The sequence below is a fragment of the Oryzifoliimicrobium ureilyticum genome (assembly GCF_037199735.1).
In the GTDB taxonomy this organism is placed as follows: domain Bacteria; phylum Pseudomonadota; class Alphaproteobacteria; order Rhizobiales; family Rhizobiaceae; genus Rhizobium; species Rhizobium ureilyticus.
Map to the genome: position 1 here is coordinate 39974 of NZ_JBBBVQ010000027.1, position 24290 is coordinate 64263.

25 protein-coding genes, 1 tRNA gene and 1 pseudogene are annotated in these 24290 nt (G+C 54.9%); 14 read left to right on the forward strand and 13 right to left on the reverse strand.

Annotated features, from left to right (window positions below):
- Positions 1-2: 2 nt before the first annotated feature.
- From VQ830_RS25510 to VQ830_RS25535, 6 genes are all read right to left on the reverse strand, one after another.
- On the reverse strand, positions 3-1409 hold the full coding sequence (locus VQ830_RS25510) for a pyruvate dehydrogenase complex E1 component subunit beta (protein ID WP_337270972.1): 1407 nt from the start codon (positions 1407-1409) through the stop codon (positions 3-5).
- A gap of 15 nt (positions 1410-1424) precedes the next feature.
- Complete coding sequence (pdhA, locus tag VQ830_RS25515) at positions 1425-2471, reverse strand: pyruvate dehydrogenase (acetyl-transferring) E1 component subunit alpha (RefSeq protein WP_337270973.1); 1047 nt, start codon at positions 2469-2471, stop codon at positions 1425-1427.
- A 142-nt stretch (positions 2472-2613) separates the two neighbouring features.
- Positions 2614-2937, reverse strand: a complete 324-nt coding sequence (locus VQ830_RS25520; protein ID WP_337270974.1) for an FtsB family cell division protein — start codon at positions 2935-2937, stop codon at positions 2614-2616.
- Between the two features lie 144 nt (positions 2938-3081).
- Positions 3082-4356 (reverse strand): phosphopyruvate hydratase, encoded by a 1275-nt coding sequence (eno, locus tag VQ830_RS25525; protein WP_337270975.1) that lies wholly within the window; start codon positions 4354-4356, stop codon positions 3082-3084.
- 139 nt (positions 4357-4495) lie between these two features.
- Positions 4496-5338 (reverse strand): 3-deoxy-8-phosphooctulonate synthase, encoded by an 843-nt coding sequence (kdsA, locus tag VQ830_RS25530; RefSeq protein WP_337270976.1) that lies wholly within the window; start codon positions 5336-5338, stop codon positions 4496-4498.
- Entirely contained in the window at positions 5335-6213 is an 879-nt protein-coding gene (locus VQ830_RS25535; protein ID WP_337270977.1) for a VOC family protein, read from the reverse strand. The genes kdsA and VQ830_RS25535 overlap by 4 nt, the downstream gene beginning before the upstream one ends.
- Positions 6214-6419: 206 nt before the next feature.
- On the opposite strand from VQ830_RS25535, the gene VQ830_RS25540 reads away from it, so the two are divergent.
- From VQ830_RS25540 to VQ830_RS25555, 3 genes and pseudogenes are all read left to right on the forward strand, one after another.
- The gene (locus VQ830_RS25540; protein ID WP_337270978.1) at positions 6420-7148 is read left to right on the forward strand and encodes a hypothetical protein; all 729 of its coding nucleotides are present in this window, start codon (positions 6420-6422) and stop codon (positions 7146-7148) included.
- Between the two features lie 153 nt (positions 7149-7301).
- Positions 7302-8889 (forward strand): annotated as a pseudogene (locus tag VQ830_RS25545) (serine hydrolase).
- Between the two features lie 137 nt (positions 8890-9026).
- The gene (locus VQ830_RS25555) at positions 9027-9305 is read left to right on the forward strand and encodes a hypothetical protein (RefSeq protein WP_337270980.1); all 279 of its coding nucleotides are present in this window, start codon (positions 9027-9029) and stop codon (positions 9303-9305) included.
- 11 nt (positions 9306-9316) lie between these two features.
- Here the strand turns inward: VQ830_RS25555 and VQ830_RS25560 are convergent, their stop codons facing one another.
- Together VQ830_RS25560 and VQ830_RS25565 are read right to left on the reverse strand one after the other, a co-directional pair.
- The gene (locus VQ830_RS25560) at positions 9317-9754 is read right to left on the reverse strand and encodes a DUF1489 family protein (protein WP_337270981.1); all 438 of its coding nucleotides are present in this window, start codon (positions 9752-9754) and stop codon (positions 9317-9319) included.
- 59 nt (positions 9755-9813) lie between these two features.
- Complete coding sequence (locus VQ830_RS25565; protein ID WP_337270982.1) at positions 9814-11220, reverse strand: L-serine ammonia-lyase; 1407 nt, start codon at positions 11218-11220, stop codon at positions 9814-9816.
- A gap of 190 nt (positions 11221-11410) precedes the next feature.
- Here VQ830_RS25565 and VQ830_RS25570 point away from each other — a divergent pair, with 190 nt between their 5' ends.
- Positions 11411-12172: a DUF599 domain-containing protein gene (locus VQ830_RS25570; protein ID WP_337270983.1), complete on the forward strand. Its 762-nt coding sequence runs from the start codon at positions 11411-11413 to the stop codon at positions 12170-12172.
- Complete coding sequence (locus VQ830_RS25575; protein ID WP_337270984.1) at positions 12173-13159, forward strand: heparan-alpha-glucosaminide N-acetyltransferase; 987 nt, start codon at positions 12173-12175, stop codon at positions 13157-13159.
- 148 nt (positions 13160-13307) lie between these two features.
- Here VQ830_RS25575 and VQ830_RS25580 read toward each other — a convergent pair whose 3' ends face one another.
- On the reverse strand, positions 13308-13700 hold the full coding sequence (locus VQ830_RS25580; protein WP_337270985.1) for a MerR family transcriptional regulator: 393 nt from the start codon (positions 13698-13700) through the stop codon (positions 13308-13310).
- A 60-nt stretch (positions 13701-13760) separates the two neighbouring features.
- Positions 13761-15173: a magnesium transporter gene (gene mgtE, locus VQ830_RS25585; protein WP_438618700.1), complete on the reverse strand. Its 1413-nt coding sequence runs from the start codon at positions 15171-15173 to the stop codon at positions 13761-13763.
- A 200-nt stretch (positions 15174-15373) separates the two neighbouring features.
- Between mgtE and VQ830_RS25590 the strand changes: the two genes are divergently transcribed.
- From VQ830_RS25590 to VQ830_RS25600, 3 genes are all read left to right on the forward strand, one after another.
- Entirely contained in the window at positions 15374-15868 is a 495-nt protein-coding gene (locus VQ830_RS25590) for a peptide deformylase (protein WP_337270987.1), read from the forward strand.
- 58 nt (positions 15869-15926) lie between these two features.
- Positions 15927-16409 (forward strand): BON domain-containing protein, encoded by a 483-nt coding sequence (locus tag VQ830_RS25595; RefSeq protein WP_438618702.1) that lies wholly within the window; start codon positions 15927-15929, stop codon positions 16407-16409.
- 137 nt (positions 16410-16546) lie between these two features.
- Entirely contained in the window at positions 16547-16915 is a 369-nt protein-coding gene (locus tag VQ830_RS25600; RefSeq protein ID WP_337270988.1) for a hypothetical protein, read from the forward strand.
- A gap of 52 nt (positions 16916-16967) precedes the next feature.
- Here the strand turns inward: VQ830_RS25600 and lipB are convergent, their stop codons facing one another.
- The gene (gene lipB / locus VQ830_RS25605; protein ID WP_337270989.1) at positions 16968-17690 is read right to left on the reverse strand and encodes a lipoyl(octanoyl) transferase LipB; all 723 of its coding nucleotides are present in this window, start codon (positions 17688-17690) and stop codon (positions 16968-16970) included.
- A 178-nt stretch (positions 17691-17868) separates the two neighbouring features.
- On the opposite strand from lipB, the gene VQ830_RS25610 reads away from it, so the two are divergent.
- A tRNA-Leu gene (locus VQ830_RS25610) sits at positions 17869-17953 on the forward strand.
- 61 nt (positions 17954-18014) lie between these two features.
- On the forward strand, positions 18015-18965 hold the full coding sequence (locus VQ830_RS25615) for a DMT family transporter (protein ID WP_337270990.1): 951 nt from the start codon (positions 18015-18017) through the stop codon (positions 18963-18965).
- Between the two features lie 142 nt (positions 18966-19107).
- Here VQ830_RS25615 and VQ830_RS25620 read toward each other — a convergent pair whose 3' ends face one another.
- A complete protein-coding gene (locus tag VQ830_RS25620) occupies positions 19108-19521 on the reverse strand; it encodes a DUF4174 domain-containing protein (RefSeq protein ID WP_337270991.1) in 414 nt (137 codons plus the stop codon).
- A gap of 290 nt (positions 19522-19811) precedes the next feature.
- Here VQ830_RS25620 and VQ830_RS25625 point away from each other — a divergent pair, with 290 nt between their 5' ends.
- From VQ830_RS25625 to fghA, 4 genes are all read left to right on the forward strand, one after another.
- Positions 19812-20474 carry a hypothetical protein gene (locus tag VQ830_RS25625; protein ID WP_337270992.1) on the forward strand — a complete coding sequence of 221 codons (663 nt, stop codon included), beginning with the start codon at positions 19812-19814 and terminating at the stop codon, positions 20472-20474.
- 134 nt (positions 20475-20608) lie between these two features.
- A complete protein-coding gene (locus tag VQ830_RS25630) occupies positions 20609-21736 on the forward strand; it encodes an S-(hydroxymethyl)glutathione dehydrogenase/class III alcohol dehydrogenase (RefSeq protein WP_337270993.1) in 1128 nt (375 codons plus the stop codon).
- 27 nt (positions 21737-21763) lie between these two features.
- A complete protein-coding gene (locus tag VQ830_RS25635) occupies positions 21764-22216 on the forward strand; it encodes a YaiI/YqxD family protein (RefSeq protein ID WP_337271000.1) in 453 nt (150 codons plus the stop codon).
- Positions 22217-22225: 9 nt separating this feature from the next.
- Entirely contained in the window at positions 22226-23059 is an 834-nt protein-coding gene (gene fghA, locus VQ830_RS25640) for an S-formylglutathione hydrolase (protein ID WP_337270994.1), read from the forward strand.
- Between the two features lie 547 nt (positions 23060-23606).
- On the opposite strand, the gene VQ830_RS25645 is transcribed toward fghA, so the two are convergent.
- Positions 23607-24011, reverse strand: a complete 405-nt coding sequence (locus tag VQ830_RS25645) for a barstar family protein (RefSeq protein WP_337270995.1) — start codon at positions 24009-24011, stop codon at positions 23607-23609.
- Positions 24012-24290: the final 279 nt, after the last annotated feature.

Genomic DNA, 24290 nt, shown 5'->3' on the forward strand with positions numbered 1-24290 from the left:
GATTACTTGTAGCAGACGGCTTTGACCGCCTGGACAACTTCGCCGACATTCGGCAGAGCGAGCTTTTCGAGGTTCGCCGCATAGGGCATCGGCACATCTTTCCCAGCGATCGTAATGATCGGCGCGTCAAGATAATCGAACGCTTCCTGCTGAACACGGTTTGCGATGAAGTCACCGACCGATGACTGAGGATATCCCTCCTCAACGGTCACGAGACGACCCGTCTTCTTCACGGACTCGATCACCGTCGGCAGATCCATGGGACGAATCGTGCGTAGATCGATCACTTCAACATCGATACCAGCACTCTCAAGTTCAGCCGCCGCCTTGGTCGCATAGGTCATCCCGATGCCAAAGGATACAAGCGTCACATCCTTGCCCTTACGGTGGATTCGAGCCTTACCGATCGGCAGAACGAAGTCGTCGAGCTTCGGCACATCGAAGTGCTGACCGTACAAGATCTCGTTTTCAAGAAAGATGACCGGGTTCGGATCGCGAATTGCCGCCTTGAGAAGACCTTTGGCGTCTGCCGCCGTGTAAGGCATCACAACCTTCAGACCGGGGATGCTGCTATACCATGCCGCATAATCCTGACTGTGCTGAGCCGCCACGCGGGCAGCTGCACCGTTCGGACCACGGAATACCATTGGTGCACCCATCTGCCCGCCGGACATATAGAGCGTCTTGGCAGCCGAGTTGATAATCTGATCGATCGCCTGCATTGCGAAGTTGAAGGTCATGAATTCGACGATTGGACGCAGACCAGCCATCGCAGCACCGACACCAAGTCCGGCAAAGCCATGCTCGGTGATCGGCGTATCGACAACGCGGCGAGCGCCGAACTCCTGAAGGAGCCCCTGCGTTACTTTGTAGGCGCCCTGATATTCCGCAACTTCCTCGCCCATGACGAATACCGTTTCGTCTCGGCGCATTTCTTCGGCCATGGCATCGCGAAGCGCTTCGCGAACGGTCGTCGAGACCATTTCAGTTCCCGATGGAATATCGGGATCAGAGGCAACATCGACCTTTGGCGCAGCTGCTACCGGCGCGCTGGCAGACTTTGCTTCCGTTGGACGTTCGCCTTCAGGAATTTTTGGTGCAGAAGAACTCGACGCATTGTCATCAGGCGCTGCTTCCTTCGAGGCGGAAACATCATCCATGCTTTCGCCGTCCTGCAGGAGGACAGCGATCTTCGCATTTACCTTGACGTTTTCAGTGCCGGCCGGAACGAGCAGCTTGCCGATAACGCCTTCATCGACGGCTTCCACTTCCATGGTCGCCTTGTCGGTCTCGATTTCGGCAATAATGTCGCCGGAGGTGACCTTGTCACCTTCCTTCTTCAGCCACTTGGAAAGCGTACCTTCTTCCATCGTCGGAGAGAGGGCGGGCATAAGGATATCTACTGGCATTGTTTCCCTCCCCGATTAGAGCAGAATGTCTGTGTAGAGCTCGGATAGATCCGGCTCCGGATCGGACTGTGCAAAATCGGCGCTGTCGGCAACGATGTCGCGCACATCCTTATCGATGGACTTCAGATCGTCTTCGGAAGCCCAGCCTTTCTCAACGAGACGAAGGCGGACCTGCTCGATCGGATCATGCTCCGAGCGCATTTTCTGCACTTCATCCTTCGTGCGATACTTCGCTGGGTCGGACATGGAGTGACCGCGATAGCGATAGGTCAGCATCTCAAGAATCATCGGCCCCTTGCCGGCCCGGCAATAAGCGACCGCCTCGTCAGCGGCTGCCTTGACGGCACGAACATCCATCCCATCAACCTGCATGCCGGGAATACCGAAGGACGCGCCGCGCTGCGAAAAGTCGCCCTGTGCCGTAGCGCGCGCCGTTGACGTACCCATGGCGTAGCGATTGTTTTCGATGACGTAGATGACCGGCAGCTTCCACAGCTGAGCCATATTGAAGCTTTCGTAGACCTGCCCCTGATTGGCGGCTCCGTCGCCGAAATAGGCGAGCGACACCGCATCATTACCGCGATAGCGGTTTGCGAAGGCAAGGCCTGTTCCGAGGGAAACCTGGGCGCCAACAATGCCGTGGCCGCCATAGAAGTTCTTTTCCTTCGAGAACATGTGCATCGAGCCGCCCTTCCCCTTGGAATAGCCGCCGCGACGCCCCGTCAGCTCCGCCATAACACCGCGTGCCGTCATGCCGGTTGCAAGCATGTGGCCGTGATCACGATAGCCGGTGATGACCTGGTCGCCATCCTTCAAAGCCATTTGCATGCCGACGACGACAGCCTCCTGGCCGATGTAAAGGTGACAGAAGCCGCCGATGAAGCCCATGCCATAAAGCTGGCCGGCCTTTTCTTCGAAACGGCGAATGAGAAGCATTTCACGATAGGCTTTTAGCTCGGTATCGCGATCGAAATCAGCGATTGCACCACCATTCGTAGGCTTTCCGGTGCTTTTACCGGCTGTTTTACGGCTGGAAAGAGCTGCGTTTTTGCGCGGCGCCATTCAACCCTCCCTGTAAGTTGTCGGTCTTTCGATTGGCGCGTACCATAGGGAAGAAAGGCCTATGCAGCAATGCTATAATTGCATGGCTCATATTACCACCTAATTATCTGATTTCAAATGGCTTTTGCCGATTAACCTGATTTCAGTTAATTTTAGCGGAATTGTAAATTACGATTTCATCTGGCCGCGAAAAGTTAAGCTGGAAGCGGGCTTTCTCGTCCAGCATATCTTTATCGAGCGATCCATCGCTTAAGAGGGACACCTGCCGCTCAAGCTGCTCGCGCTTTGACTTGAGGAGCGCCAGTTCTTTCAAACGCACAATGCGCTGGCGCTCAAATTTTTCCGTCGCACGCAGACCGTAATCACCGTGGATCGCATGATAACCGAAATAGGAGAGAAAAGCGACCGTCATCGCGGGAAGTACGAGCCGCCCAATTTTTCGTTCGCGATGATACTTGGTCCACATATGCTCACTCGGTCACGCATAAAATCATATGAACTGACACTAGCGCCGAGAGATTAACCGTCCGTTGACTATGTCGTATCGGCAACGAAAAAGCCCACGCCATTTCCGGCGCGGGCCCTTCAATACTCAAGTTTTAAAGACCGATTAGATCTTCAGGATCGAGCGACCTGCATAGCGCGCCTGAGGACCCAAGCCTTCTTCGATACGGATCAACTGATTGTACTTGGCCAACCGGTCCGAACGGGACAGGGATCCGGTTTTGATCTGACCGCAATTGGTTGCGACGGCAAGATCGGCAATTGTGGAATCTTCGGTTTCGCCGGAACGGTGGGACATGACCGCCGTGTAGGCAGCCTTGTGCGCCGTGTTCACAGCATCGAGCGTTTCGGTGAGCGAACCGATCTGATTGACCTTGACGAGGATCGAGTTGGCAACGCCCATCTTGATGCCATCGCGCAAGCGAGCAGAATTGGTCACGAAAAGGTCGTCACCTACCAGCTGGCATGTCTTGCCAATCTTGTCGGTGAGGATCTTCCAGCCTTCCCAATCATCCTCGGCCATGCCGTCTTCAATCGAGATGATCGGATATTTTGCAGCAAGCTGTGCAAGATATTCGGCCATGGCTTCCGATTCGAGCGTGCGGCCTTCGCCTTCCATGACGTATTTGCCGTCTTTGAAGAATTCGGTCGATGCGCAGTCAAGACCGAGATAGATGTCTTCGCCTGTTTTGAAGCCGGCCTTTTCAACAGACTTCATAATGAAGTCGAGTGCCTCAGGCGCACTCTTGAGGCCTGGCGCAAATCCGCCCTCGTCACCAACATTGGTGTTGTGACCTTGTGCGCCAAGTTCCTTCTTCAGCGTATGGAAGATTTCGGAGCCCATGCGCACGGCGTCACGGATCGACTCGGCACCGACGGGCAGAATCATGAATTCCTGGAAGTCGATCGGGTTATCGGCGTGTGCGCCACCGTTGATAATATTCATCATCGGGACTGGCAAAAGGTGAGCGCCAGCGCCGCCGACATAGCGGTAAAGAGGAAGGCCCGCAGCCTCTGCCGCCGCCTTTGCCACAGCCAGCGACACGCCAAGGATCGCGTTCGCGCCAAGGCGCGACTTGTTGGGCGTACCGTCCAACTCGATCAGAAGATTATCGATCTGGATCTGGTTTTCAGCATCTATGCCGCCGATCGCGTCAAAGATCTCTGTATTTGCCGCTTCCACGGCCTTTTCAACGCCCTTACCGAGATAGCGCTTGCCGCCGTCGCGAAGCTCGACAGCTTCATGTGCACCGGTCGAAGCGCCCGATGGAACAGCCGCACGGCCCATGCTACCGTCTTCGAGATAAACGTCTACCTCGACGGTCGGATTGCCGCGGCTGTCCAAAATTTCGCGGGCAATGATATCGGTAATGACAGTCATGAGTTCTCCATTCCACGTGAATTAAATCGGTTTAATTCTTTAGAGCATGATGGTGATCGGCGTAAGGATCTTTTTCACCAAACCACCCGTCGCAGCAAAGCTTCGTCCCTTATTGTTTTTCGGTCATGACAACTTGATGTCAGCCTTTCGCAATCGCATCGAAAGCCAATAGCTTTTCGAGAAGCCGCGGCATATCTTTCAGATGCACCATATTCGGACCGTCAGACGGTGCGTGATCGGGATCTTCGTGAGTCTCAATGAAAACGCCTGCTACCCCTACCGCGACGGCAGCGCGCGCCAGCGTTTCCACAAATTCACGCTGACCGCCGGTCGAGCCGCCCTGCCCTCCAGGCTGCTGAACCGAATGGGTCGCATCAAAGATAACGGGGGCGCCCATGCCTGCCATGATGGGTAGCGAGCGCATGTCCGAGACGAGAGTATTGTAGCCGAAGGACGCACCGCGCTCGCACAGCAGAATGTTCGCATTGCCGCTATCGTTGAGCTTGGCAAGAACATTCTTCATGTCCCAAGGTGCCAGAAACTGGCCCTTTTTGACATTGATCACCCGTCCGGTCTTAGCTGCCGCCACCAGAAGATCGGTTTGCCGGCTGAGGAATGCCGGAATTTGAAGAACGTCAACGACCTCTGCGACCGTTGCGCATTGCTCTTCCGTATGGATATCGGTCAGAACCGGGAAGCCAAACTCTTTCTTGAGGTCGGCGAATACTTCCATCGACTTTTCGAGGCCCATGCCACGCTGACCGGACAAGGATGTACGATTGGCCTTATCGAACGACGATTTATAGACAAGGTCGATCTTCAACTTGTCTGTCAGCTCTTTCAGAGCGCCGGCCATCATAAATGCGTGGTCTCGGCTTTCCATCTGACAAGGGCCCGCGATAAGAGCCAGCCGCCCCTTGTTCGAGAAAGTAACCTTGGCAGTTCCTTCTCCAACGACGATTTCCGAATTCGTATGACTCATTCCGTCTCCTCGAAGGCAAAGACGGCGCCCTGTCCTGGCGCTGGCTTTACCAAAATGCGCTCTTGCTTTCGCGTATATGTGATCCCGTTAGCAGCCAAATGCGACTCTGTCACGGCCAGATTGGACGAGCGGAAGACGATCGCAACCGCTTGCAAAGCCCCTTTCGGCACCGCTGGCGCATAATCGAATAGTCCCTCCACTCCATCCGGCGTCATCACGGCCAACTCCACATTGGGTAAATTGATGGAAAGCCCAAAAGCGGTTCGACGCGTCGAGGAAATGTTTGTCGCGGCCGACAAGACTGGAGCGAAGCTTTTAGGCGTCTGCGAACATAAGACAACTGTTCTCATGCCTATCACCCCATTGAGATGGGTTTCCAGCGATCGCCGGTCTGACGGAAAGGCGACGAGCCTTTGGCAGGTAAAAAAGAATATTTCCGGTGAGCGAAGATCGGCAGCAAATGCCAGACGGAACGCGCCCTGAACATGACGTCCGTCCGGTAAGACGATGGGCCTTGAAAATTCCACCGGCCGACCACCACTCAAACCCAGCATCTCGAAGTTTTCGTGATCCTCTAGAGCATTGTCAGTCGCGAGCACCACTGCCGAAAAACCGTCCTCGCCACATCTTGTCCGGTAGCTCTCATCACGGCGAATAAAGCTATTCAAAGCTTTCATCGCCTCCTCATACAGCGATGGATCGAAAACGGCCAACGGTTCAAGATATGTGCCGTCGGCGAGGAATACGCAGGCATTTGCAGTGCCAAAAGGATGCTGACCCCCGGCAGCCACCGTAAAGCCGAGGCAGCTTAGGCGATCGCGCGCCTGACTCAGATTCGCGACCGGAAGCACAAGGTGATCGAGTGGATAGGCCATAAGTGCAACGCTCCTCCTGCAGAAAACTAGATGTCACTGTTGAACGTAAGATCGAGCAACTCAAGAGGGGAAGAGATCGTGGTGCCGTTACAGCCCAGATTGAACTCAATCAACTAATTATTAACCATCCCTGCACGATCCTGCCGACGCGTACACCGGCGACTCATGTTCTTCCAGCGGCGGTCCAAATCGGAAAGATCGATCCCGTGCATTCCGTATCCTCTCCATCAGTTGAAGGAAGGCCGCTTATCGATGCGGCTGTCGTCACCCGCTTGCTGCTTGGCATGGCAATCCTTGCTACGCTCACACTCTCGATCTGTATTGGCGGGCGCTGGCTTGGCGGGCGTATTGCCCTTGCAGGTAATAGTGACAGCCCGAAGCCCTTCCTGATAGCGATCGGCCAGGACAAGATGCTCCTTCCGGCAAACAGCATTAGATTTCCAACGCAACGCAAAGCGGGATCTGCAGACCGAATCAACCTTGGCCTGACATGGCCGGAGATGGCAGGTTATTCGCAAGAAAATCGCCTCCGCTTTGATGACATGCGGCAGTCCACCGGTCTCATCTTCGTTCAATTATCCCAGGCCATCATGTCTCGCGACATGTCCGGGCGGCTTGAGCCAATTTACAAGCATGTCACGGAAGGCCCTTCCAAGCTATTCGTAGCGGGTCTCACACTCCACACCCTAAAGAAAGAAGCGGGCTATCAAGACGAAGTGCTCCTGACAGCCTCGCGGCCCGGTCAACCCGATTATGTCGTGCGTTGCACTTTGCCTGAATCGCTAGAGAAATCGACGAGCGCCGATTGCCAGCGCGATGTCGCGATCGGCAAGGGAATGAGCGTTCTGTACCGCTTCTCGAGTCTGCACCTCAACGACTGGCGGAAGATCGACGAGGCCGTCACGACTTATGTTTCGAAACGCCTTATACCGTAACAAGCCGCTAAAAACCTCCCGTGAGGTGAAACAAATGATTAAGCATAAACGGATTGGTAACCCCGTCTGACTAAGATGCGCATCAACGGCCTCTGCGAGTTAGGGCGCGCAGAAATCGACCTTAAAATTGAAATGCAAGCGAAGAGTTAGATAGTGTCAACGTCCGTCTCCCACCTTTCGCCATCCTATGCCGCCAATTTTCTGGCTAGAGTAAGTGCAGCCCTTTCCTTTGCGATCATCATCGCTGCAAGCGCGGTCAATCCTGCCCACGCGAACAATCCACGTTATGCTGGCATCGTCGTTGATGCGCAGACCGGCAACGTACTCTACAGCGAAAATGCCGATCGGCTGCAGTATCCAGCATCACTGACGAAAATGATGACGCTCTATCTGACGTTCGAAGCGTTGGAGAAGGGTCGCATTACGTTGGACACGCCCGTGCCCTTTTCGCAGCACGCGTCGTCGCAGCCGCCCACGAAACTTGGGATCCGCCCAGGCGGCCAGGTCACCGTCCACGACGCCATGCTCGGCCTGGTCACCTTGTCAGCGAATGACGCCGCTACGGCGCTCGCAGAACTGATCGGCGGAAGCGAGGAGCGCTTTGCTCAGATGATGACCGCCAAGGCGCATGCGCTAGGCATGACTCGAACCACTTATCGCAATGCAAATGGCTTGCCCAATACGGCCCAGATGACCACGGCGCGTGATCAGGCTCGGCTTGGCATTGCTCTGCGTCAGCATTTCCCCGAATATTACGGCTTCTTCTCCCAGACGAGCTACAAGCTCGGGAACCGCACCATCAATGGGCACAACCGCTTGATCGGATCGGTTCCTGGCGTCGATGGAATCAAGACCGGTTACACCCGCGCCGCTGGATACAATCTGGCGACGTCCGTGCATATTGAAGGGCGCTCGATTGTCGGCGTCGTACTTGGTGCTGCGTCAACGCCTGCGCGTGATCTGCAGATGCGCAAGCTGATTGCAGCCTATCTTCCCAAAGCATCGCGCGCCGGCAAAGATGACCTCATAGCCCAGAATGTCACCCCGCGCCGGCCCTCGGTCCCGGCGCCCGTGCAGGAACTTCCTGCTCCCCAGGCAACTGCGAAGGTCAGTCTGCCGGCTAGCGCACCTCAACCTGAGCCCCGGCTGGAAACCGCCTCTGCAACCACCGCTTTTGCTGAAACAGGTTCGACCTCTTCTGACAACCCGCTTCTCAGCCAGCCCCTACCCGCTCCGACGANCCCAGGCAACTGCGAAGGTCAGTCTGCCGGCTAGCGCACCTCAACCTGAGCCCCGGCTGGAAACCGCCTCTGCAACCACCGCTTTTGCTGAAACAGGTTCGACCTCTTCTGACAACCCGCTTCTCAGCCAGCCCCTACCCGCTCCGACGAGAGTGAAGGCGCAAATCGTAAAACCTGCCGCATCTCCCGAGCCAACCGCCGTGGCCGAGCGCGATTCGAACATCGACGATTTGACTACCGCGTCGACCAAATCCGCGGACGAGCCAAAAGGTTGGGTTGTGCAGATCGGCGTTGCCGCAAATCATGACGCAGCGATGGAGATGCTGAACGCAGCGCGCGTCAAGGGCGGCAGCGCGCTTGCTTCCGCCAAACCTTTCGCGGTTGCCTATTCCGGGAGCTATCGGGCCCGTTTCGGCGGCTTTGCTGGCGAACGTGAGGCATCAACCGCGTGTAAGGCGCTTAAGCGCTCCGGGATCAAATGCTGGGCTTCGGCTCAATAGCGGATGGTGATGGAGCTGAGGACATTCGAAAGTTAGCGCGTTCTTTTTTGCATCTTAGATGCATGTGCGCGTCAAAGGCCGCTTTGATGCGGCCATCACCAAGCAGTCTCGTAATTTGTAGTGCGTAGGAGACGAAGATGGGAAACAACGAAAATAGCCCGACCTTTCCGGTCGACCGGCAGAAACAGGCCAGAAGGCCGTTGGGGGCATTGCACCCGCTGCATGAGGCGGCCATGCGCATCGCAGAAATCGGTCTGCAACGGCAAAAAGCGGGCACCGCCAAAACCAAAGATCTCATTGGGTTGCTGCTCTGCCACGGCGCGCGCGCTTGGCGTTATTCTCAACCGCAAGTCGATATCCACCTGCACGTGACCTGCTCCGGCAAGCCAGCACCTGTTGTCCTTCGCATTCGCTGAAGAAGGAGGTCTTACAGCAATCCGAGTTCGGCAAGCTCGCGGCGAAGGTCTGCGGGCATTTCGGCAATTCCAGCATCAAGAGACGAAAGGTCGCGCGGAACATCTTCCTGGGGATAGTAACGCCATCCTTGAAAAGCACGCTTTGGCTGCACGACTGTCTCGACAACCTCCGGCGCTAAAAGCAGCTTACAGCGCGAAATCCCTTCGTTGTCTGTGAATGTCTCGATGCCGAGCAACTTTTGTCTTGCTTGCACCTGCCCTTTGATGACCCAATAGAGTGAGCCGCCATCGAGCAACTCATCGACGCGCTTCGGCACCATCCGAGTGATGTGGTAGGAGTGTGGCTCCAAACCGGCACCGATGGCCTGAAAACAGCGCTCGGCAACCCACTCGCGAAGATCATCGACAGAATCGGCACCAACGCACAATTTGATCATGTGTAGAGGCATGCTGCTCTTGAAATCCTTTTCCACAAAAGCGTCAAGAGCGGAAACCGAAAACAGGCCGATCAGCACTCGACGACGTTGACAGCTAGGCCCCCCGTCGATGTTTCCTTATATTTTTCGCTCATGTCGTAGCCCGTCTGTCGCATGGTCTCGATACAGGCATCGAGCGGTACGAAATGACTGCCATCCCCTTTCACCGCAAGGGATGCGGCCGTAACAGCCTTGACGGCGCCGAGGGCATTGCGCTCGATGCAGGGGACCTGCACAAGCCCTGCGACGGGGTCGCACGTCATCCCGAGATGATGTTCGAGCGCTATTTCCGCAGCATTTTCAATTTGCTCCGGCGAACCGCCCATCACGGCCGCAAGTCCGGCGGCGGCCATCGCGGCGGCCGAACCGACTTCACCCTGGCATCCGACTTCAGCGCCCGATATCGAAGCATTGAATTTTATAATTCCGCCAATGGCGGCCGCCGTCAGAAGATAGGTCCGGATGCCTTCCTGATCCCAATCCTCATGAAAATGTTCGTAGTAGCGAATTGTCGCGGGAATAACGCCGGCAGCGCCATTGGTGGGCGCGGTGACGACGCGCCCGCCTGCGGCGTTCTCCTCGTTGACCGCCATAGCGTAGACGCTCAGCCAGTCATTCGCCAAGAGAGGGTTGGGTCTGTTGCTGCGCCATTCTGCCTCGAGCTTCTCGTGTATCTGCTTGGCGCGCCGGCGAACTTTCAATCCGCCCGGCATGATACCTTCGACTTTGAGCCCCCGCTCTATGCAGGCACGCATGGCGTCCCAGATCCGATCAAGCCCTTCATTCAACGCCTCAGGCGACATGTGGGCTTCTTCGTTGACACGTTTCATTTGCGCGATCGAGAGCCCCGAGCGCGCCGCCATTTCCAACATTTGTTTTGCCGTTGAAAATGGATAGGGAACTTTCACCGCAGCGGCAGCAGTTTTCTTGTAGGCACGCATCTGATCAAGTTCGGTATCGGTCACAACGAAACCGCCGCCGACGGAATAGTAGACGCGTTTGAGGAGGATGCGCTCGTCGCGGTCAAGGGCCGTGAAAATCATTCCGTTGGCATGACCCGGAAGAGGATGTTGCTTATCGAAAACGAGATCGGTGACAGGATTGAAATTATAGGCGGGGTGGCCAGCAGGCGTAATACGCTGCGAACGCTCGACCTTGGCGATGATGGTGTCCATCAAATCGGGATCGACCTGATCCGGATTTTCCCCCATGAGACCCAAGATCACCGCCCTGCCCGTTCCGTGCCCAATTCCGGTGTGGGCCAAAGAGCCGTGGAGGCTGACGCGGATCGTAGTGATCTGAGCCCCGACCGCGGGTCTTGGCCACTCATCGGACAAAATGAGGTCAAGAAACCGGTTGGCAGCTGACATCGGACCCATCGTATGGGAGCTCGACGGGCCCACGCCGATTTTGAAAACGTCGAAGACGGACAGAAACATCAGAGCTCCCTCAAAAATAGATCATCCAAGGCTACGTGAAGAGAACGACAAGATGAGTCGACCGCCCGACATCGCCTTTCGCGCTAGCGACATGGGAAAACCGCAAGAGATTGACGAGACAATCATTGCAGCTGTTTTCTCCATCTGTAGAGTGACGCCGCCAAGCAAGGAGCTGAATCAGTAATCCATCATGACAACGACCGACTATATCGCTCTGTGTTTCTTCGGCCTTCTGTGGTTTGGTTACAGCCGCTTGTTGTCCGGCGCAAGTTTCTTCGGCAGGACAAGCTTGACCCACGCGATGATCGAGCGTCGGCGTGAATGGATATATAATTCATTGCGGCGCGATCTAAAGATGATCGACACACAGATTATGTCCGGGCTTCAAAATGGCACTGCGTTTTTCGCCTCGACGTCAATGTTTGCCATGGGAAGCTGTTTTGCGCTTTTAGGAGCAACAGAAAAGGTCAACGCGGTCTTTGCGGATTTACCCTTCATCTTTTACGGCGGACACGCAGGCTTCGAGCTCAAAGTCGGTGGGCTTGCGGTGTTGTTCGGCTATGCCTTTTTCAAGTTCGGATGGTCTTACAGGCTTTTCAACTACTGCACGATCTTGTTCGGCGCCATTCCAATGACAGGCGACGCAAGTGAGGATCCTTACGCCGCCGAACGAGCCGCCGAACGTGTGATTAGGATGAATGTCATTGCTGGCAGTCACTTCAACGAGGGGCTGCGCGCAATATTTTTGTCGATCGGCTATCTCGGCTGGTTCGTCAATCCTTATGTCTTCATGTTGACCACCACCATTGTCATCGCAGTTTTGACACGGCGACAGTTTTTCTCATCGGCTCGCCTTGCCATCATGGATGCGTCCGCGCCCACGCCCGGCAATCGCTCGGGCCAGCGTCCCATCCTGCCGACATCGGCAAACGACCTCACGAAGGATCTGTAAATGGCCGTTTCGGCTCAGAACGACTTGTCTACGAGACCGCCGCGTATTGGCCTGATCGACACCTTGCGCGGTGTCGCGCTGATTGCGATGGCAAGCTACCACTTCTCCTGGGATCTCGAGTTCATGGGCTATCTTGCCCCTGGAACGGCCGAAACGGGGTTGCTGAAGCTCTATGCGCGTGCGATCGCGTCGACGTTCCTGTTTCTGGTCGGCGTGAGCCTCGTTCTGGCGAGCACACCTGCGCCGCGCTGGAACGCTTATTGGAAGCGGTTGGCGCTGGTTGCCGGTTCAGCCATGCTGATCTCCGTTGCGACCTTCTTCTTCACGCCGGGTGAGTGGATATTCTTCGGCATCCTGCATTGCATTGCGGCTGCTACATTGGTGGGCCTTGTCTTCCTACGACTTCCGCTCGCGCTCACGATTTTAATAACGCTCGCGTTTCTTGGCGTGTGGAGCGCAGATACCTTTACAGACTGGCACTTATGGCGTTCGGACGTTTTCGATCCACGCTATCTGGCTTGGACGGGCCTAGCCGAAGCGCCCGTTCGTTCGAACGATTTCGTTCCTCTGTTTCCTTGGCTTCTGCCGTTTCTTATCGGCCTGACGCTCGCCCGGATCGGACTGAAACGCAGATTGGCAGAAAAGCTGGCGGCAGTTGGAACAGGCACCAGCCTGCTTGCGCGGCTGGGTCGGCACAGTTTGATCTTTTACCTTTTACATCAGCCGATCCTGATTGCGATCGCCTGGAGCATGACTTTCGTCTTACCGCCACCTAAAGCCGATCCTATCCAATCCTACTTAAACAGCTGCAACGTTTCCTGCAGGGCGCAGGAAGGCGAAGCGCTATGCCGCAGCTTTTGCCAATGCACTCTGGACAAGCTTCAGGGGCAGAACCTGTTCACACCTTTCCAGTCGGGCGCGATCAAGCAGGATGACGAACGAATTTTATCACTTGCGGGAGAATGCAGTGCCGCGTCTCGGCAATGACAATCCATGATTGAAGTCCCGGCACGAAGCTTGCCGGACCCCTGATCAGGCGCCGCTGTCAAAGCAAAAGCGTGTTGCCCGTTTTGCTATCTCTATGAGTTGGCGAGAAGTCTGCCGAAGTGAATTTGAAACAGATAGTAAGGTGAGATCACGTTCCAACGCCAAGGTCTGCAAGGCGCCCAAGGCACGCTTCCTCAACATTATCAAGTTCGATGAGCGTATCGTCGATGTCCTTGCGCTTGCGACGCAATTCCTCGCGCTTTTCATCGACGCGCTTCATCAGAAGCTTCAACTGTCCCATCTCGCCTGGCGGCTCTTTGTAAACCTGTATGATTTCCCGGATTTCCGCGATCGTGAAGCCGATTCTTCGACCGCGCAGGATTTCCTGGATGAGCCGTCTATCTGCAGGGCGGAAGAGCCTTGTCCTGCCGCGGCGCTCAGGATGAATGAGGCCCTCATCTTCGTAGAAGCGCAGTGTTCTGGTCGATACCCCGAACTCGCGCGTTAGCTCCGTAATCGTGTAAAATTTATTCACCTGCATGGCATCTCCATCCGCCAGCACTGTGAAGAACTTTTACGTAAAAGTCAATTATTAGCGATTTCACAGATTGAACCACCAAGTCGCCAGACCAAGAAAGGCGAAGAAGCCGACACAATCAGTAACCGTCGTGACAAAGACAGACGAGGCAATCGCTGGATCTGCCCCCAACTTGTCGAGCGATAGCGGCAGAAGAATACCAGCGAGCGCAGCCGCAAAGAGATTGATGATCATTGCAGCCCCGATCAGATAACCGAGTTGCGGGTCTCCGAACCAGACGCTGGCGATTGCTCCCATTACAACGGCGAGAAGCCCGCCATTGATAATGCCGACACCAGCTTCGCGCCGGATGATTCTGGCCGCATTATAGATATCGAGATCCCCGGTTGCTAAAGCGCGCACCGTAACGGTCATAGTCTGCGTTCCCGCATTTCCGCCCATGGACGCTACGATCGGCATCAGGACGGCAAGCGCAATCATCTTTTCGATCGATTGGTCGAATAGCCTGATGACATTGGCCGATATCAAGGCAGTTCCCAAGTTGACCAGGAGCCAAAGGATACGAGAGCGCACCGTTGAAAAGATGTTGTCGGACAGTTCTTCATTGCCCACGCCGCCGAGCCGCTTGATGTCCTCATCAGCCTCCTCGTTAATGACATCGACGACATCGTCGATCGTCAGCACGCCGACAAGGCGACCGTTCTCGTCCAGCACGGCGGCAGATAGAAGGTCATATTGCTCAAAGAGATGCGCTGCTTCCTCCTGGTCCATTTGTGCTGGGATCGGGTGGGCGGTATCGCGCATAATCTCCTGGATCTTGAGCGGGCGCTTGGCACGTAGAATCTGATCGAGGTCGACGCTGCCGAGAAGTTTGAACGTCGGATCGACAACGAACACCTGGGTAAAGCTGTCAGGCAGCCTGTCATCTTCCTGAATATAGTCGATGGTTTGCCCCACGGTCCAAAACGGCGGCACCGCAACGAACTCGGTCTGCATCCGCCGACCTGCGGAGCTTTCAGGATATTCCAGCGACCGCCGGAGCCTGACACGCTCTGTGAAGGGGAGCTGCGATAAGATATCGTCTCTGTCCTCACGACGCAGATCCTCGAGAATGTAAACCGCATCATCCGATTCAAGGCGGCCAATTCCCGCAGCGATCTGGCGGTTAGGCATGACCTCGATGATTTCACGGCGGATCGCGTCATCGATGTGCGTTAAAGCGGTCATATCGAACTGATCGCCGAGGAGTTCAATCAAGGGGGAGCGCTGAGCTGGCTCAATGGACTCGAGGAGATGCCCGAGTTCGGTTTCATGAAGGCTAGCGACACGCGATTGGACGAGATGCTGATCCTTGCCTTCGACCGCGTCCAAAACCAGCGCCATAAAGTCGCTGCGAATGTTGCCGTCCTGATCGTAGATGGCGAAATTCTCTGAAGACGACCTCTCGAAAGTGCGCCTCGTTTGCGTCGTCACCATTATGCTCCCTACCCCATTGACCGCCCTTGAAGATTTAGAAGCGGCAATCTTAAAGGCAATAAAAGCTCTGACATCCGAAAATGCCGAAATGGGCGTCAAAGGGCCACGTAGACACAGGTTAAAGCGAAACGCCGAGAGGAGATGATGACAAAAACCTTAGGCGTCTTTAAATGCAGGCAGCTGTCACTCAGGGGAAACAGATGCCTCTTCTTTCCATTCTCCGCTTCCCCGACCCACGCCTGAAACTGCCATCCGAGCCCGTGACGGAATTCGATGCGCGTTTGAAGCGTTTAGCGGAAGACTTGCTGGAAACCATGCGGGCCGCACCCGGCGTTGGCATGACCGCTGCACATGTCGGCGTCCCCAAACGTATTGTCGTCATCGAGTTGGATCGACAGAAGGAGCCGCAATTCTACGTCAATCCGAAGGTGTTATCCGCATCTCCCGAGATCGCAGTCCATGAAGAAGGCAGCGTATCTATGCCGGGTGCGGTGGAAGAGATTTCACGACCAAGATCAATCCGCGTTGCTTATTACGATCTCGATGGTACGCACCACGAATCTGACGCCGACGGCTTTCTCGCGACATGCCTTCAGCACGAAATCGATCAACTTGACGGAATATTCTGGCTTCAACGTCTTTCTCGCTTGAAACGCGAAAGGCTCATCCGCAAGTGGGAGAAGTCTCACCGCTAACCGCTTCGAACCAATCTTCCTCCCGGACGTTAGAAACTCGAAACGCAGGGAGATTAAAATGATGAACGGCAAAACGACGCGTGAAGAAGACTATCGTGATTATGAAGAGCGGGATGTTTCGGAAGGATGGCCCTATGCAGACGAGGGCACATCGCGAGACGGCTCAGCCAATAACAAACCCTATGGAAACGGCGTTAATTTCGATGCGGAGTCCAATCCGGGATTTAGAACGGAAACCGTCGATGAACAAGGCCGTGAACCAGGTTTGCGCGATTCGCTGACCCCCGAGGCGATAAATCGAGAAGACGCGGACGACCTTGAGGCCCGTGTGACAGAGCGGCTGGAAGAGGTAGAGGATCTGGACATCGACAGTATCGATGTTCACGCGGACGGCCATACCATTACCCTTGAAGGATCTGTCGATACATTGGCCATATCGCGCAAAGCCGAACTTGTAGCGCTCGGAACAAAGGGAGTAAAGCACGTTCGAAACCGCCTTGAGACAATCGGGGTAGACGCTCACATTCCTAACGAAGATTAATTGTTGGCCGGCTAACGCGAGCGTGATCAAACTGTGAACAAACGAGACTGGGGCGACGCGTTTCTGCCAGATTGTCGCCTCAATTCGGGCGTGCATTAGGCAGGCGCCAGGGGAATTTGTGAATGAGGAGATATCACATGCGTGCCGCCCCACTAGCTTTGACCTTCATTGCAGCAGCTCTGTTTTCCGGCGCGGCTTACGCCCAGCCGGGCTATTCCGACGAGAGCATTGCCGACAGCAACGATACGGTTCCACAGAAGGTAGAACCGATGAAGCATGTCACCTACAAGAATAGCAGACAGATGGAATATTCGGACGAAAGCATTGCCGACAGCAATGATACTGTCCCCGTTCGGATTGAACGCCAAAAGGTAGACAAGATGGCAACCGCAAGCACGCGGGCGCTGCCTGACTGCCAGAGCATGCTTTACAAGAGAGACACAATACACACAGCAGGTGGGGACAGCGGTGCCAGCGAAACAGACGCTTGCCGTGCTACCCACTAGCATTCTTCGAAAAAGGGCAGCGAGGAGGATCCGCTGCCCTTCTTCTTTTTAATTATGAGTAAGGCTTTTCTATCGCTGTAGGTCCGAACACCTGTTCGAAGGACTGACGCAGCACGATATCCACATCGTCCATCGTAACGGGAAGACCGAGATCGACAAGGCTTGTTACGCCGTATTGAGATATACCACAGGGTACAATTCCGCTGAAATGATCCAAATCAGGCTCAACGTTGATCGAAAAGCCATGAAACGTGACCCATTTTCGAAGGCGAATTCCGATCGCGGCAATTTTGTCTTCGGTTGCTGAACCATCAGGCATCGGCTGCTTGTCAGGTCGTTTAACCCATACCCCGACCCTATCCTCACGCCGCTCCCCTCGAATATTCATGGCATCCAGGCTGCGGATAATAACGTCTTCAAGCGCAGCTACGAAGGCACGCACGTCCTGGCGACGACGCTTCAGGTCAAGCATGACATACACAACGCGCTGTCCCGGGCCATGATAGGTATATTCGCCCCCCCTGCCCGTCGCGAAAACCGGGAATCGATCCGGCGCCACGAGATCCTTGGGATCAGCGCTGGTTCCAGCCGTGTAAAGTGGTGGGTGCTCGACAAGCCATACGAGTTCGTCGGCGCCATCGGCGATCCTCGCCACTTCCTGCTCCATCACCGCAACAGCTTCGTCATAGTCAACGAGACCGGGCTCTGTTCGCCAGCGCACGGGATTGCCTGACTCGGCTTGGAACATCGATTGTCGAATTTCTGTTCTGAGCATGTGCTTTTCCAGCTTACGCATAGAGCGTTCCTCGCTCCTGCGCCGGTATATGGAGAGTTTTCACAAGCAAATCAAACAGTAGGCATGCTTTTCAAAAAAACTGTCACAGATCACTTGTGCTGGCGAAATGCTTTTGCTACACGCTGCCCTGCCGGCGCAAATCGGCACCTACCACGATGCGGTCGTGGCGGAATTGGTAGACGCGCAGCGTTGAGGTCGCTGTGGGGCAACCCGTGGAAGTTCGAGTCTTCTCGACCGCACCATCTTCTCTAGACAGCGATCTATATGATGATCGGGAGGCAGCCGTAAGCGGCGTGACGTGCCATGTCTGAGACTTCTACTCCCGAGAATCCTGTCCGCGGCATGTTGATCATGGCTGCATCGATGGCTGTTTTGCCGATGATGGACGCGATTGCCAAATACATGGCGACTTTCGAGGCGATGTCGCCTGGCCAGGTGACGTTTTACCGATTCTTTTTCCAATTGGTCTGCACACTCCCTCTTCTCATCATTTTTATGGGCAGCAAGGCTTATCAGGCAAAGCGCCCTGCGATGAACATTCTTCGCGGCGTTCTTCACGGTGCCGCGAGCCTATTGTTCTTCGTCGCTGTCAAATATATGCCGCTCGCCGATGTCTTCGCGATCTATTTTGTAGAGCCGTTCATGCTTACGGTCATGTCCGCTCTATTCCTTGGTGATAAAGTCGGTTGGCGCCGGTGGCTGGCGATTGCAGTTGGCTTCGGCGGAGCGATGATCATCATACAGCCGAGCTACGAGATTTTCGGACTGAAGGCTCTGTTGCCGGTATGCTGTGCATTCCTCTTTACGCTCTATCTCTTTATGAACCGCGCGATCGGCCAATCAGACTCACCATTGACAATGCAGACCATGGCAGGCGTAGGCGGTACCACTTTTATGGGACTGGCGCTCTGTATTGGCCACAGCCTGGAAGTTCGAGATTTCGAACCCTCCTTGCCGACCTCCTTCCTCGGCCTTTTCCTGCTGCTCGCATTGGGAACGATATCTGGATACGTGCACCTCTTGGTCGTGCGGGCATTTAGGATGGCGCCGTTATCGCTGCTCGCACCGTTCCAGTATTTCGAAATCATTTCAGCAACGATTTTGGGCTATCTTCTCTTCGGAGATTTTCCCACCGCATCCAAATGGCTCGGGATCGCTATTATCGTGATATCAGGTCTCTTTATCATCTGGCGCGAGCGCCTACAGGCGAAGGAATCGCAAAGCGTTGCGTCGTCGAGTGCCGCTTCGATCTAGCAATCCAGGTTTTCCTGCGCCGCGGCAACCAAAGAAGCTCTATTCGCATTAACGCACCCGGTTCGCCTCTACCCATTCTCATCTTCTATTGTCGAAAGAGTGCTGGCAGCATGCCCACGCCCGCTCTGTCCGACAGAAACGGCTACTCTGCGTCGCTTTTCGTCTTCTCAGCACGCCGCATCGGCATCACATCGATGATAGAGAAGATTTCATCCGCTGAAACGGGTTGGTCGCGTCGCAACTTCACGCCACCATCCTTTCCAATAAGAATTAGCTGGAAAGCCTCACCAGTGATGTTCGCTTCCTGTCGTACGGCCTTTGGGTTTGTTCGACGCTTGTCACCGTAAAGTGTCCTCAGCTCGTCTCTGCCGATCTGCAGCACGACCAAATCCCGCTCAGCAAGATCAGTTCCGTGCGATTGCAATAGAACTATTTGCCGCCGTAACTTCTCATCATCAACTCGCCCCGCGATAATCAGTACCCTATTTTTCCACGTGTAGGCACCGAGACTATCCATAGCGGAGGAAGGCGCGGAGCCCATAATCCAAAAGGTCATGGCAACCACCAGCGCAGTCGCGATGCTAGGCAACCTCACTCTGCGGGATAGAAACGGCCTAGGCGCGTTCGGATTGCGCCGGTAGCGTAGCTTGCTTGCCAAGAATGCCTCCAACATCTGCACGATTACGACTCGTACAACGCTCAGACAGTCCGCCTGGTTCTCACGGCACAGCGAGTTGATATCGGAAGCGTCAATTGGATCAATTTAAACGATTTCTTTCGCGGAAGGTAAAAGCCTGATCGCTTAGATGCGGGCCGCGGCTTCATGATGAAGCCTGGAGATAAAGAATGGACGAGCGGATTCGCGCCCAACGCTACGGGCACGATAATGAGTATTTTCGCCTTCAGCGCAGGTTCTTTGCCAGGGAAATTAGCAGCGAACGTGACTTTGAAACCCTGCTGCTCCTTGGCCTGCACATTTCCTCTTGGCACGATTTTCTTTTGGCTGAAGCGCCAAGCTATTTCACAAAGCACTGTCAGAGAGGCGGCATCATCTCACCGGAGAAGACTGCTTGGTTGATCCATATTCTTTCTCATGATGGCGTTGTTGAAACTCCACTGCAGCTCAGACTTCTCATAGCGCTGCTGGATATTGCCGAAGATAGCCAGGGTGATGTGCAGAATCTTGCTATCGATCAACTGCGATGTGCGATCGAAGGCATGAAGTGCAGTTATCGGCAGATGCGAAGGATAGACTATCCCGACATCACCGAAGACGACGCAGCCTATGTTCTGCGGATCCTTCATCGTGGAGGCGGAGAACGCATGAGCAGAGTCAATGATCAAACGATGAACATTATCCACCAGATCGGATCGCTGACGCGCGTCGGCAAGAACGATCCATCCTGGCAAAAGCTTCTCGATCAACTTGATAGTGCCGGAAAAAGAGCGAGACGCCCATGGCTGCGCCTTTCGCCAGCAGATTCCGGAACCTGCCAATCAACCAGATGATGTGTATTTTTGGAATCACCGACCATCGGAGCAGACTAAAGGGAATTAAATGAAGCAGTTCTGGCTTTTCACTTGAGGCCTTGGGCGATCACATGCGAAGAATGCGAAAACGCATCAAAAGGGAGTTCGCCAGAATGGACGTTCGTGCCGCGGTCGCTACACAAGCCGGTAAACCACTCGAAATCATGACTGTCCAGTTGGAAGGCCCCAAGGCTGGAGAAGTGCTGGTCGAGGTGAAAGCGACTGGTATCTGCCATACGGACGATTTCACATTATCCGGTGCCGATCCCGAAGGCCTCTTTCCGGCGATTCTCGGACATGAAGGAGCAGGGATTGTTGTCGATGTCGGCCCAGGCGTCACATCCGTAAAGAAGGGCGATCATGTCATTCCGCTTTATACGCCGGAATGCAGGCAATGCCCGTCCTGCCTCTCGCGCAAGACGAATCTCTGCACTGCCATCCGCTCCACGCAAGGCCAGGGGCTGATGCCTGACGGAACGAGCCGCTTCTCGATCGGCAAGGATAAGATCCATCATTATATGGGCTGCTCCACCTTTGCGAACTTCACGGTCCTACCCGAAATCGCAGTCGCCAAGGTCAATCCGGACGCGCCGTTTGATAAGATCTGCTACATCGGCTGCGGCGTCACCACCGGTATCGGCGCGGTGATCAACACGGCAAAAGTCGAAATCGGTGCGACTGCCATCGTCTTCGGGCTTGGCGGTATCGGTCTCAATGTGATCCAGGGGCTGCGGCTCGCCGGTGCCGACATGATTATCGGCGTTGACCTCAATAACGAAAAGAAGGCCTGGGGCGAACGCTTCGGGATGACCCATTTCGTCAATCCAAAAGAAGTCGGCGAGGACATCGTACCTTACCTCGTCAATCTGACAAAACGCGGGGCCGATCAGATCGGCGGGGCTGACTACACGTTCGACTGCACCGGCAATACAAAAGTCATGCGACAAGCGCTCGAGGCCTCGCATCGCGGCTGGGGCAAATCCGTGATCATCGGCGTGGCGGGTGCTGGACAGGAGATTTCAACCAGGCCGTTCCAACTCGTCACAGGACGCACATGGATGGGCACCGCTTTTGGCGGCGCGCGTGGGCGCACAGATGTGCCGAAGATTGTCGACTGGTACATGGAAGGCAAGATTGAGATCGATCCCATGATTACTCACACGATGCCGCTGGAAGACATCAATAAGGGCTTTGAGTTGATGCATTCAGGCGATTCGATCCGCTCGGTCGTGCTCTACTGAAAGGCAAATCACGACTTGCCGACGCCCATGATCTATGTCGATGCCGATGCCTGTCCGGTAAAGCAGGAAATTCTCAAGGTCGCGGAACGCCACGGCCTTGAAGTCACGTTTGTTGCCAATTCCGGACTACGGCCGTCGCGCGACCCGATGGTGAAAAACATTATCGTGTCAGGTGCCTTTGATGCGGCAGACGATTGGATCGCCGAGCGGGCGGGACGGGGTGACCTTGTGGTCACCGCCGACGTGCCGCTGGCGCAACGTTGTGTCGCAACGGGCGCCCAAGTCACCGGACCGACTGGCCGGGTCTTCGACGAGGCCAATATCGGAATGGCAAGCGCCATGCGCGATCTGTCTGCGCATCTGCGCGAAACAGGTGAAAGCCGCGGTTTCAATGCTCCTTTTAGCGCTCGCGACCGGTCGCAATTCCTGGAAGTTTTCGACCGGCTTTGCCGTCGCGCGAAAGCGCAATCTGATGGTTAGGAACGACAGTTGAACATCATATCCCAATCCCTCGCTTTTGGCGGCAGCCAAGGTGTATACAGTCACCGTTCGGAGACCTGCGACTGTGACATGACCTTCGCGGTCTTCGTGCCTCCACAGGCAAATCGCGCACCCTGCCCGGTCTTATGGTTTCTCTCAGGCCTGACCTGTACCCATGCCAATGTCATGGACAAGGGTGAGTATCGCCGTCTTGCCTCGGAATTGGGACTGATCATCGTTTGTCCAGACACCAGCCCCCGTGGACACGACGTTCCAGACGAGCCGGACAACTGGCAAATGGGCAAAGGCGCCGGCTTCTACCTTGATGCAACGCAAACGCCTTGGTCGGCCCATTACAGGATGTATACCTACCTTACCGAGGAACTGCCGGCCTTGATTGCAGCAGAATTTCCTGCCGATCTGACAAGACAGAGTATATTCGGACACTCCATGGGCGGTCACGGTGCATTGACGATCGTACTCAAAAACCCGTCCCGCTTCAAAAGCTGCTCGGCCTTTGCTCCGATCGTAGAACCGTCCACAGCGGATTGGTCAGCACCCGCCTTGGAAAAATATCTTGGACCAGACAAGGCAGAGTGGCGAAAATACGATGCGTGCCTGCTGATTAAAGATGGCTATCGGTTTCCTGAATTTCTCGTCGATCAAGGAAAAGCAGATAGCTTTCTGGAAAAGGGGCTAAGACCCTGGCTGCTAGAGGAGGCTGTGAAAGGAACGGACATTGGCCTGACACTGCGCCTGCACGAGGGCTACGACCATTCCTACAACTTCATCTCCACCTTCATGGATGACCATCTCCGGTGGCATGCAGAGCGGCTGCGCTGAAAGCGCATAAAGCAGCAAAAATTTCGGGTAAAAGCGTGTGCTAAGCGCGCCTGAAACCAGCGCTGGCGCTCAAGGCCACGATCCAGGGTGAATTCGGAAAGTTGGAGGGCGTCCGAGAATGGTCGCCCAGCAGTTGGCAGCAAGGCGCAACTGAAGGCGCTTTTCTGATGGTCGTGGGACTCGAAGGCTGCGCTCTATACAGAGAATGCCGACAAGAGAAAGCTTGCCGAGACGGCAGACAGGAAACTAACAGAGAACATCCCATCCCCGCACCTTGAGCTAGGTGCAGAAGAAACATCGAAAAAAATACGTTAAATTAGACAGTTAGGAAATATATGGCAGGCCCTGCAGTTGCAACATCATAAAACGTTTCTAATGACTCAGAGACAAGTGCGACCAAGAACAGGCTCGGTGATTTCACTCAGGAATTTCGAACCAGAAGTCTTACCTTGCGAATGAGCTGTCGCAAACATACGTCATATCGGGCCGCGATGAGCCGCTAGAAAGCTGATGCAAACACGGCTGACGAGCGGCGGAAAGCGGACAATCACTCCAAAACGAGCTTAACATTATTTCTGGCCTCGTCACCGCCGGCACTATGAATTTGGATGATTTCAATAAGCCAGTCGAAAACAGTGGTCCCTTGCCCTTTTCGCGCTCGGGCTAGGTTGGCTCGGACATGCGCTCGACTGCTAGGGTGACAGCGTTTCAGCTGTTTCTCTAACTGCTTCACAGTTTCCGGATGGCCCAGATTTGTCCGAGACACCTCTGAATGAGTCCAGCGAAGGACAAATCCCCCTTCAGGTGTGCCGAAGCCTCCACGCAGAATGTCGTTGAAGCCATCAAGATTTCGGCCCCAATCTGCACCTGGAACGAGCCTTTCACTTACTTGATCATAAAATGCCTCAAGCGACGTAATCTTCGACCCATCCAGCAAGTATTCTTTGGTCATGAGCCAGAAGATAATCCATAGCACTTTGTGTCAGCAACCGGGTCGTGAGCTGCCATGTGTGAAAGTTTACACTAAACAGGTAAATGCCGCGAAACAGCCGTTCCGGTTATTGCCACCATCCTCGACCGGTCGCACCCTAATATATTTCAATAACTTAAGGTGTGCGACCTGAGAGATAGGTGACAAATCGTACCGGAGACATGGGTTACACTTTCCGACTTTATCGGGAGGTGTAGATGCCGTGGAGAGAGACTTCGGTCATGGATGAGCGTCTTCGAT

Excerpts from the sequence above, each read along its gene's own strand:
- VQ830_RS25510 (WP_337270972.1), bottom strand. The coding sequence starts at position 1,409 with ATGCCAGTAGATATCCTTATGCCCGCCCTCTCTCCGACGATGGAAGAA.
- pdhA (WP_337270973.1), bottom strand. The coding sequence starts at position 2,471 with ATGGCGCCGCGCAAAAACGCAGCTCTTTCCAGCCGTAAAACAGCCGGT.
- VQ830_RS25520 (WP_337270974.1), bottom strand. The coding sequence starts at position 2,937 with ATGTGGACCAAGTATCATCGCGAACGAAAAATTGGGCGGCTCGTACTT.
- eno (WP_337270975.1), bottom strand. The coding sequence starts at position 4,356 with ATGACTGTCATTACCGATATCATTGCCCGCGAAATTTTGGACAGCCGC.
- kdsA (WP_337270976.1), bottom strand. The coding sequence starts at position 5,338 with ATGAGTCATACGAATTCGGAAATCGTCGTTGGAGAAGGAACTGCCAAG.
- VQ830_RS25535 (WP_337270977.1), bottom strand. The coding sequence starts at position 6,213 with ATGGCCTATCCACTCGATCACCTTGTGCTTCCGGTCGCGAATCTGAGT.
- VQ830_RS25555 (WP_337270980.1), top strand. The coding sequence starts at position 9,027 with ATGGGAAACAACGAAAATAGCCCGACCTTTCCGGTCGACCGGCAGAAA.
- VQ830_RS25560 (WP_337270981.1), bottom strand. The coding sequence starts at position 9,754 with ATGCCTCTACACATGATCAAATTGTGCGTTGGTGCCGATTCTGTCGAT.
- VQ830_RS25565 (WP_337270982.1), bottom strand. The coding sequence starts at position 11,220 with ATGTTTCTGTCCGTCTTCGACGTTTTCAAAATCGGCGTGGGCCCGTCG.
- VQ830_RS25570 (WP_337270983.1), top strand. The coding sequence starts at position 11,411 with ATGACAACGACCGACTATATCGCTCTGTGTTTCTTCGGCCTTCTGTGG.
- VQ830_RS25575 (WP_337270984.1), top strand. The coding sequence starts at position 12,173 with ATGGCCGTTTCGGCTCAGAACGACTTGTCTACGAGACCGCCGCGTATT.
- VQ830_RS25580 (WP_337270985.1), bottom strand. The coding sequence starts at position 13,700 with ATGCAGGTGAATAAATTTTACACGATTACGGAGCTAACGCGCGAGTTC.
- mgtE (WP_438618700.1), bottom strand. The coding sequence starts at position 15,173 with ATGGTGACGACGCAAACGAGGCGCACTTTCGAGAGGTCGTCTTCAGAG.
- VQ830_RS25590 (WP_337270987.1), top strand. The coding sequence starts at position 15,374 with ATGCCTCTTCTTTCCATTCTCCGCTTCCCCGACCCACGCCTGAAACTG.
- VQ830_RS25595 (WP_438618702.1), top strand. The coding sequence starts at position 15,927 with ATGATGAACGGCAAAACGACGCGTGAAGAAGACTATCGTGATTATGAA.
- VQ830_RS25600 (WP_337270988.1), top strand. The coding sequence starts at position 16,547 with ATGCGTGCCGCCCCACTAGCTTTGACCTTCATTGCAGCAGCTCTGTTT.
- lipB (WP_337270989.1), bottom strand. The coding sequence starts at position 17,690 with ATGCTCAGAACAGAAATTCGACAATCGATGTTCCAAGCCGAGTCAGGC.
- VQ830_RS25615 (WP_337270990.1), top strand. The coding sequence starts at position 18,015 with ATGTCTGAGACTTCTACTCCCGAGAATCCTGTCCGCGGCATGTTGATC.
- VQ830_RS25620 (WP_337270991.1), bottom strand. The coding sequence starts at position 19,521 with ATGACCTTTTGGATTATGGGCTCCGCGCCTTCCTCCGCTATGGATAGT.
- VQ830_RS25625 (WP_337270992.1), top strand. The coding sequence starts at position 19,812 with ATGGACGAGCGGATTCGCGCCCAACGCTACGGGCACGATAATGAGTAT.
- VQ830_RS25630 (WP_337270993.1), top strand. The coding sequence starts at position 20,609 with ATGGACGTTCGTGCCGCGGTCGCTACACAAGCCGGTAAACCACTCGAA.
- VQ830_RS25635 (WP_337271000.1), top strand. The coding sequence starts at position 21,764 with ATGATCTATGTCGATGCCGATGCCTGTCCGGTAAAGCAGGAAATTCTC.
- VQ830_RS25645 (WP_337270995.1), bottom strand. The coding sequence starts at position 24,011 with ATGACCAAAGAATACTTGCTGGATGGGTCGAAGATTACGTCGCTTGAG.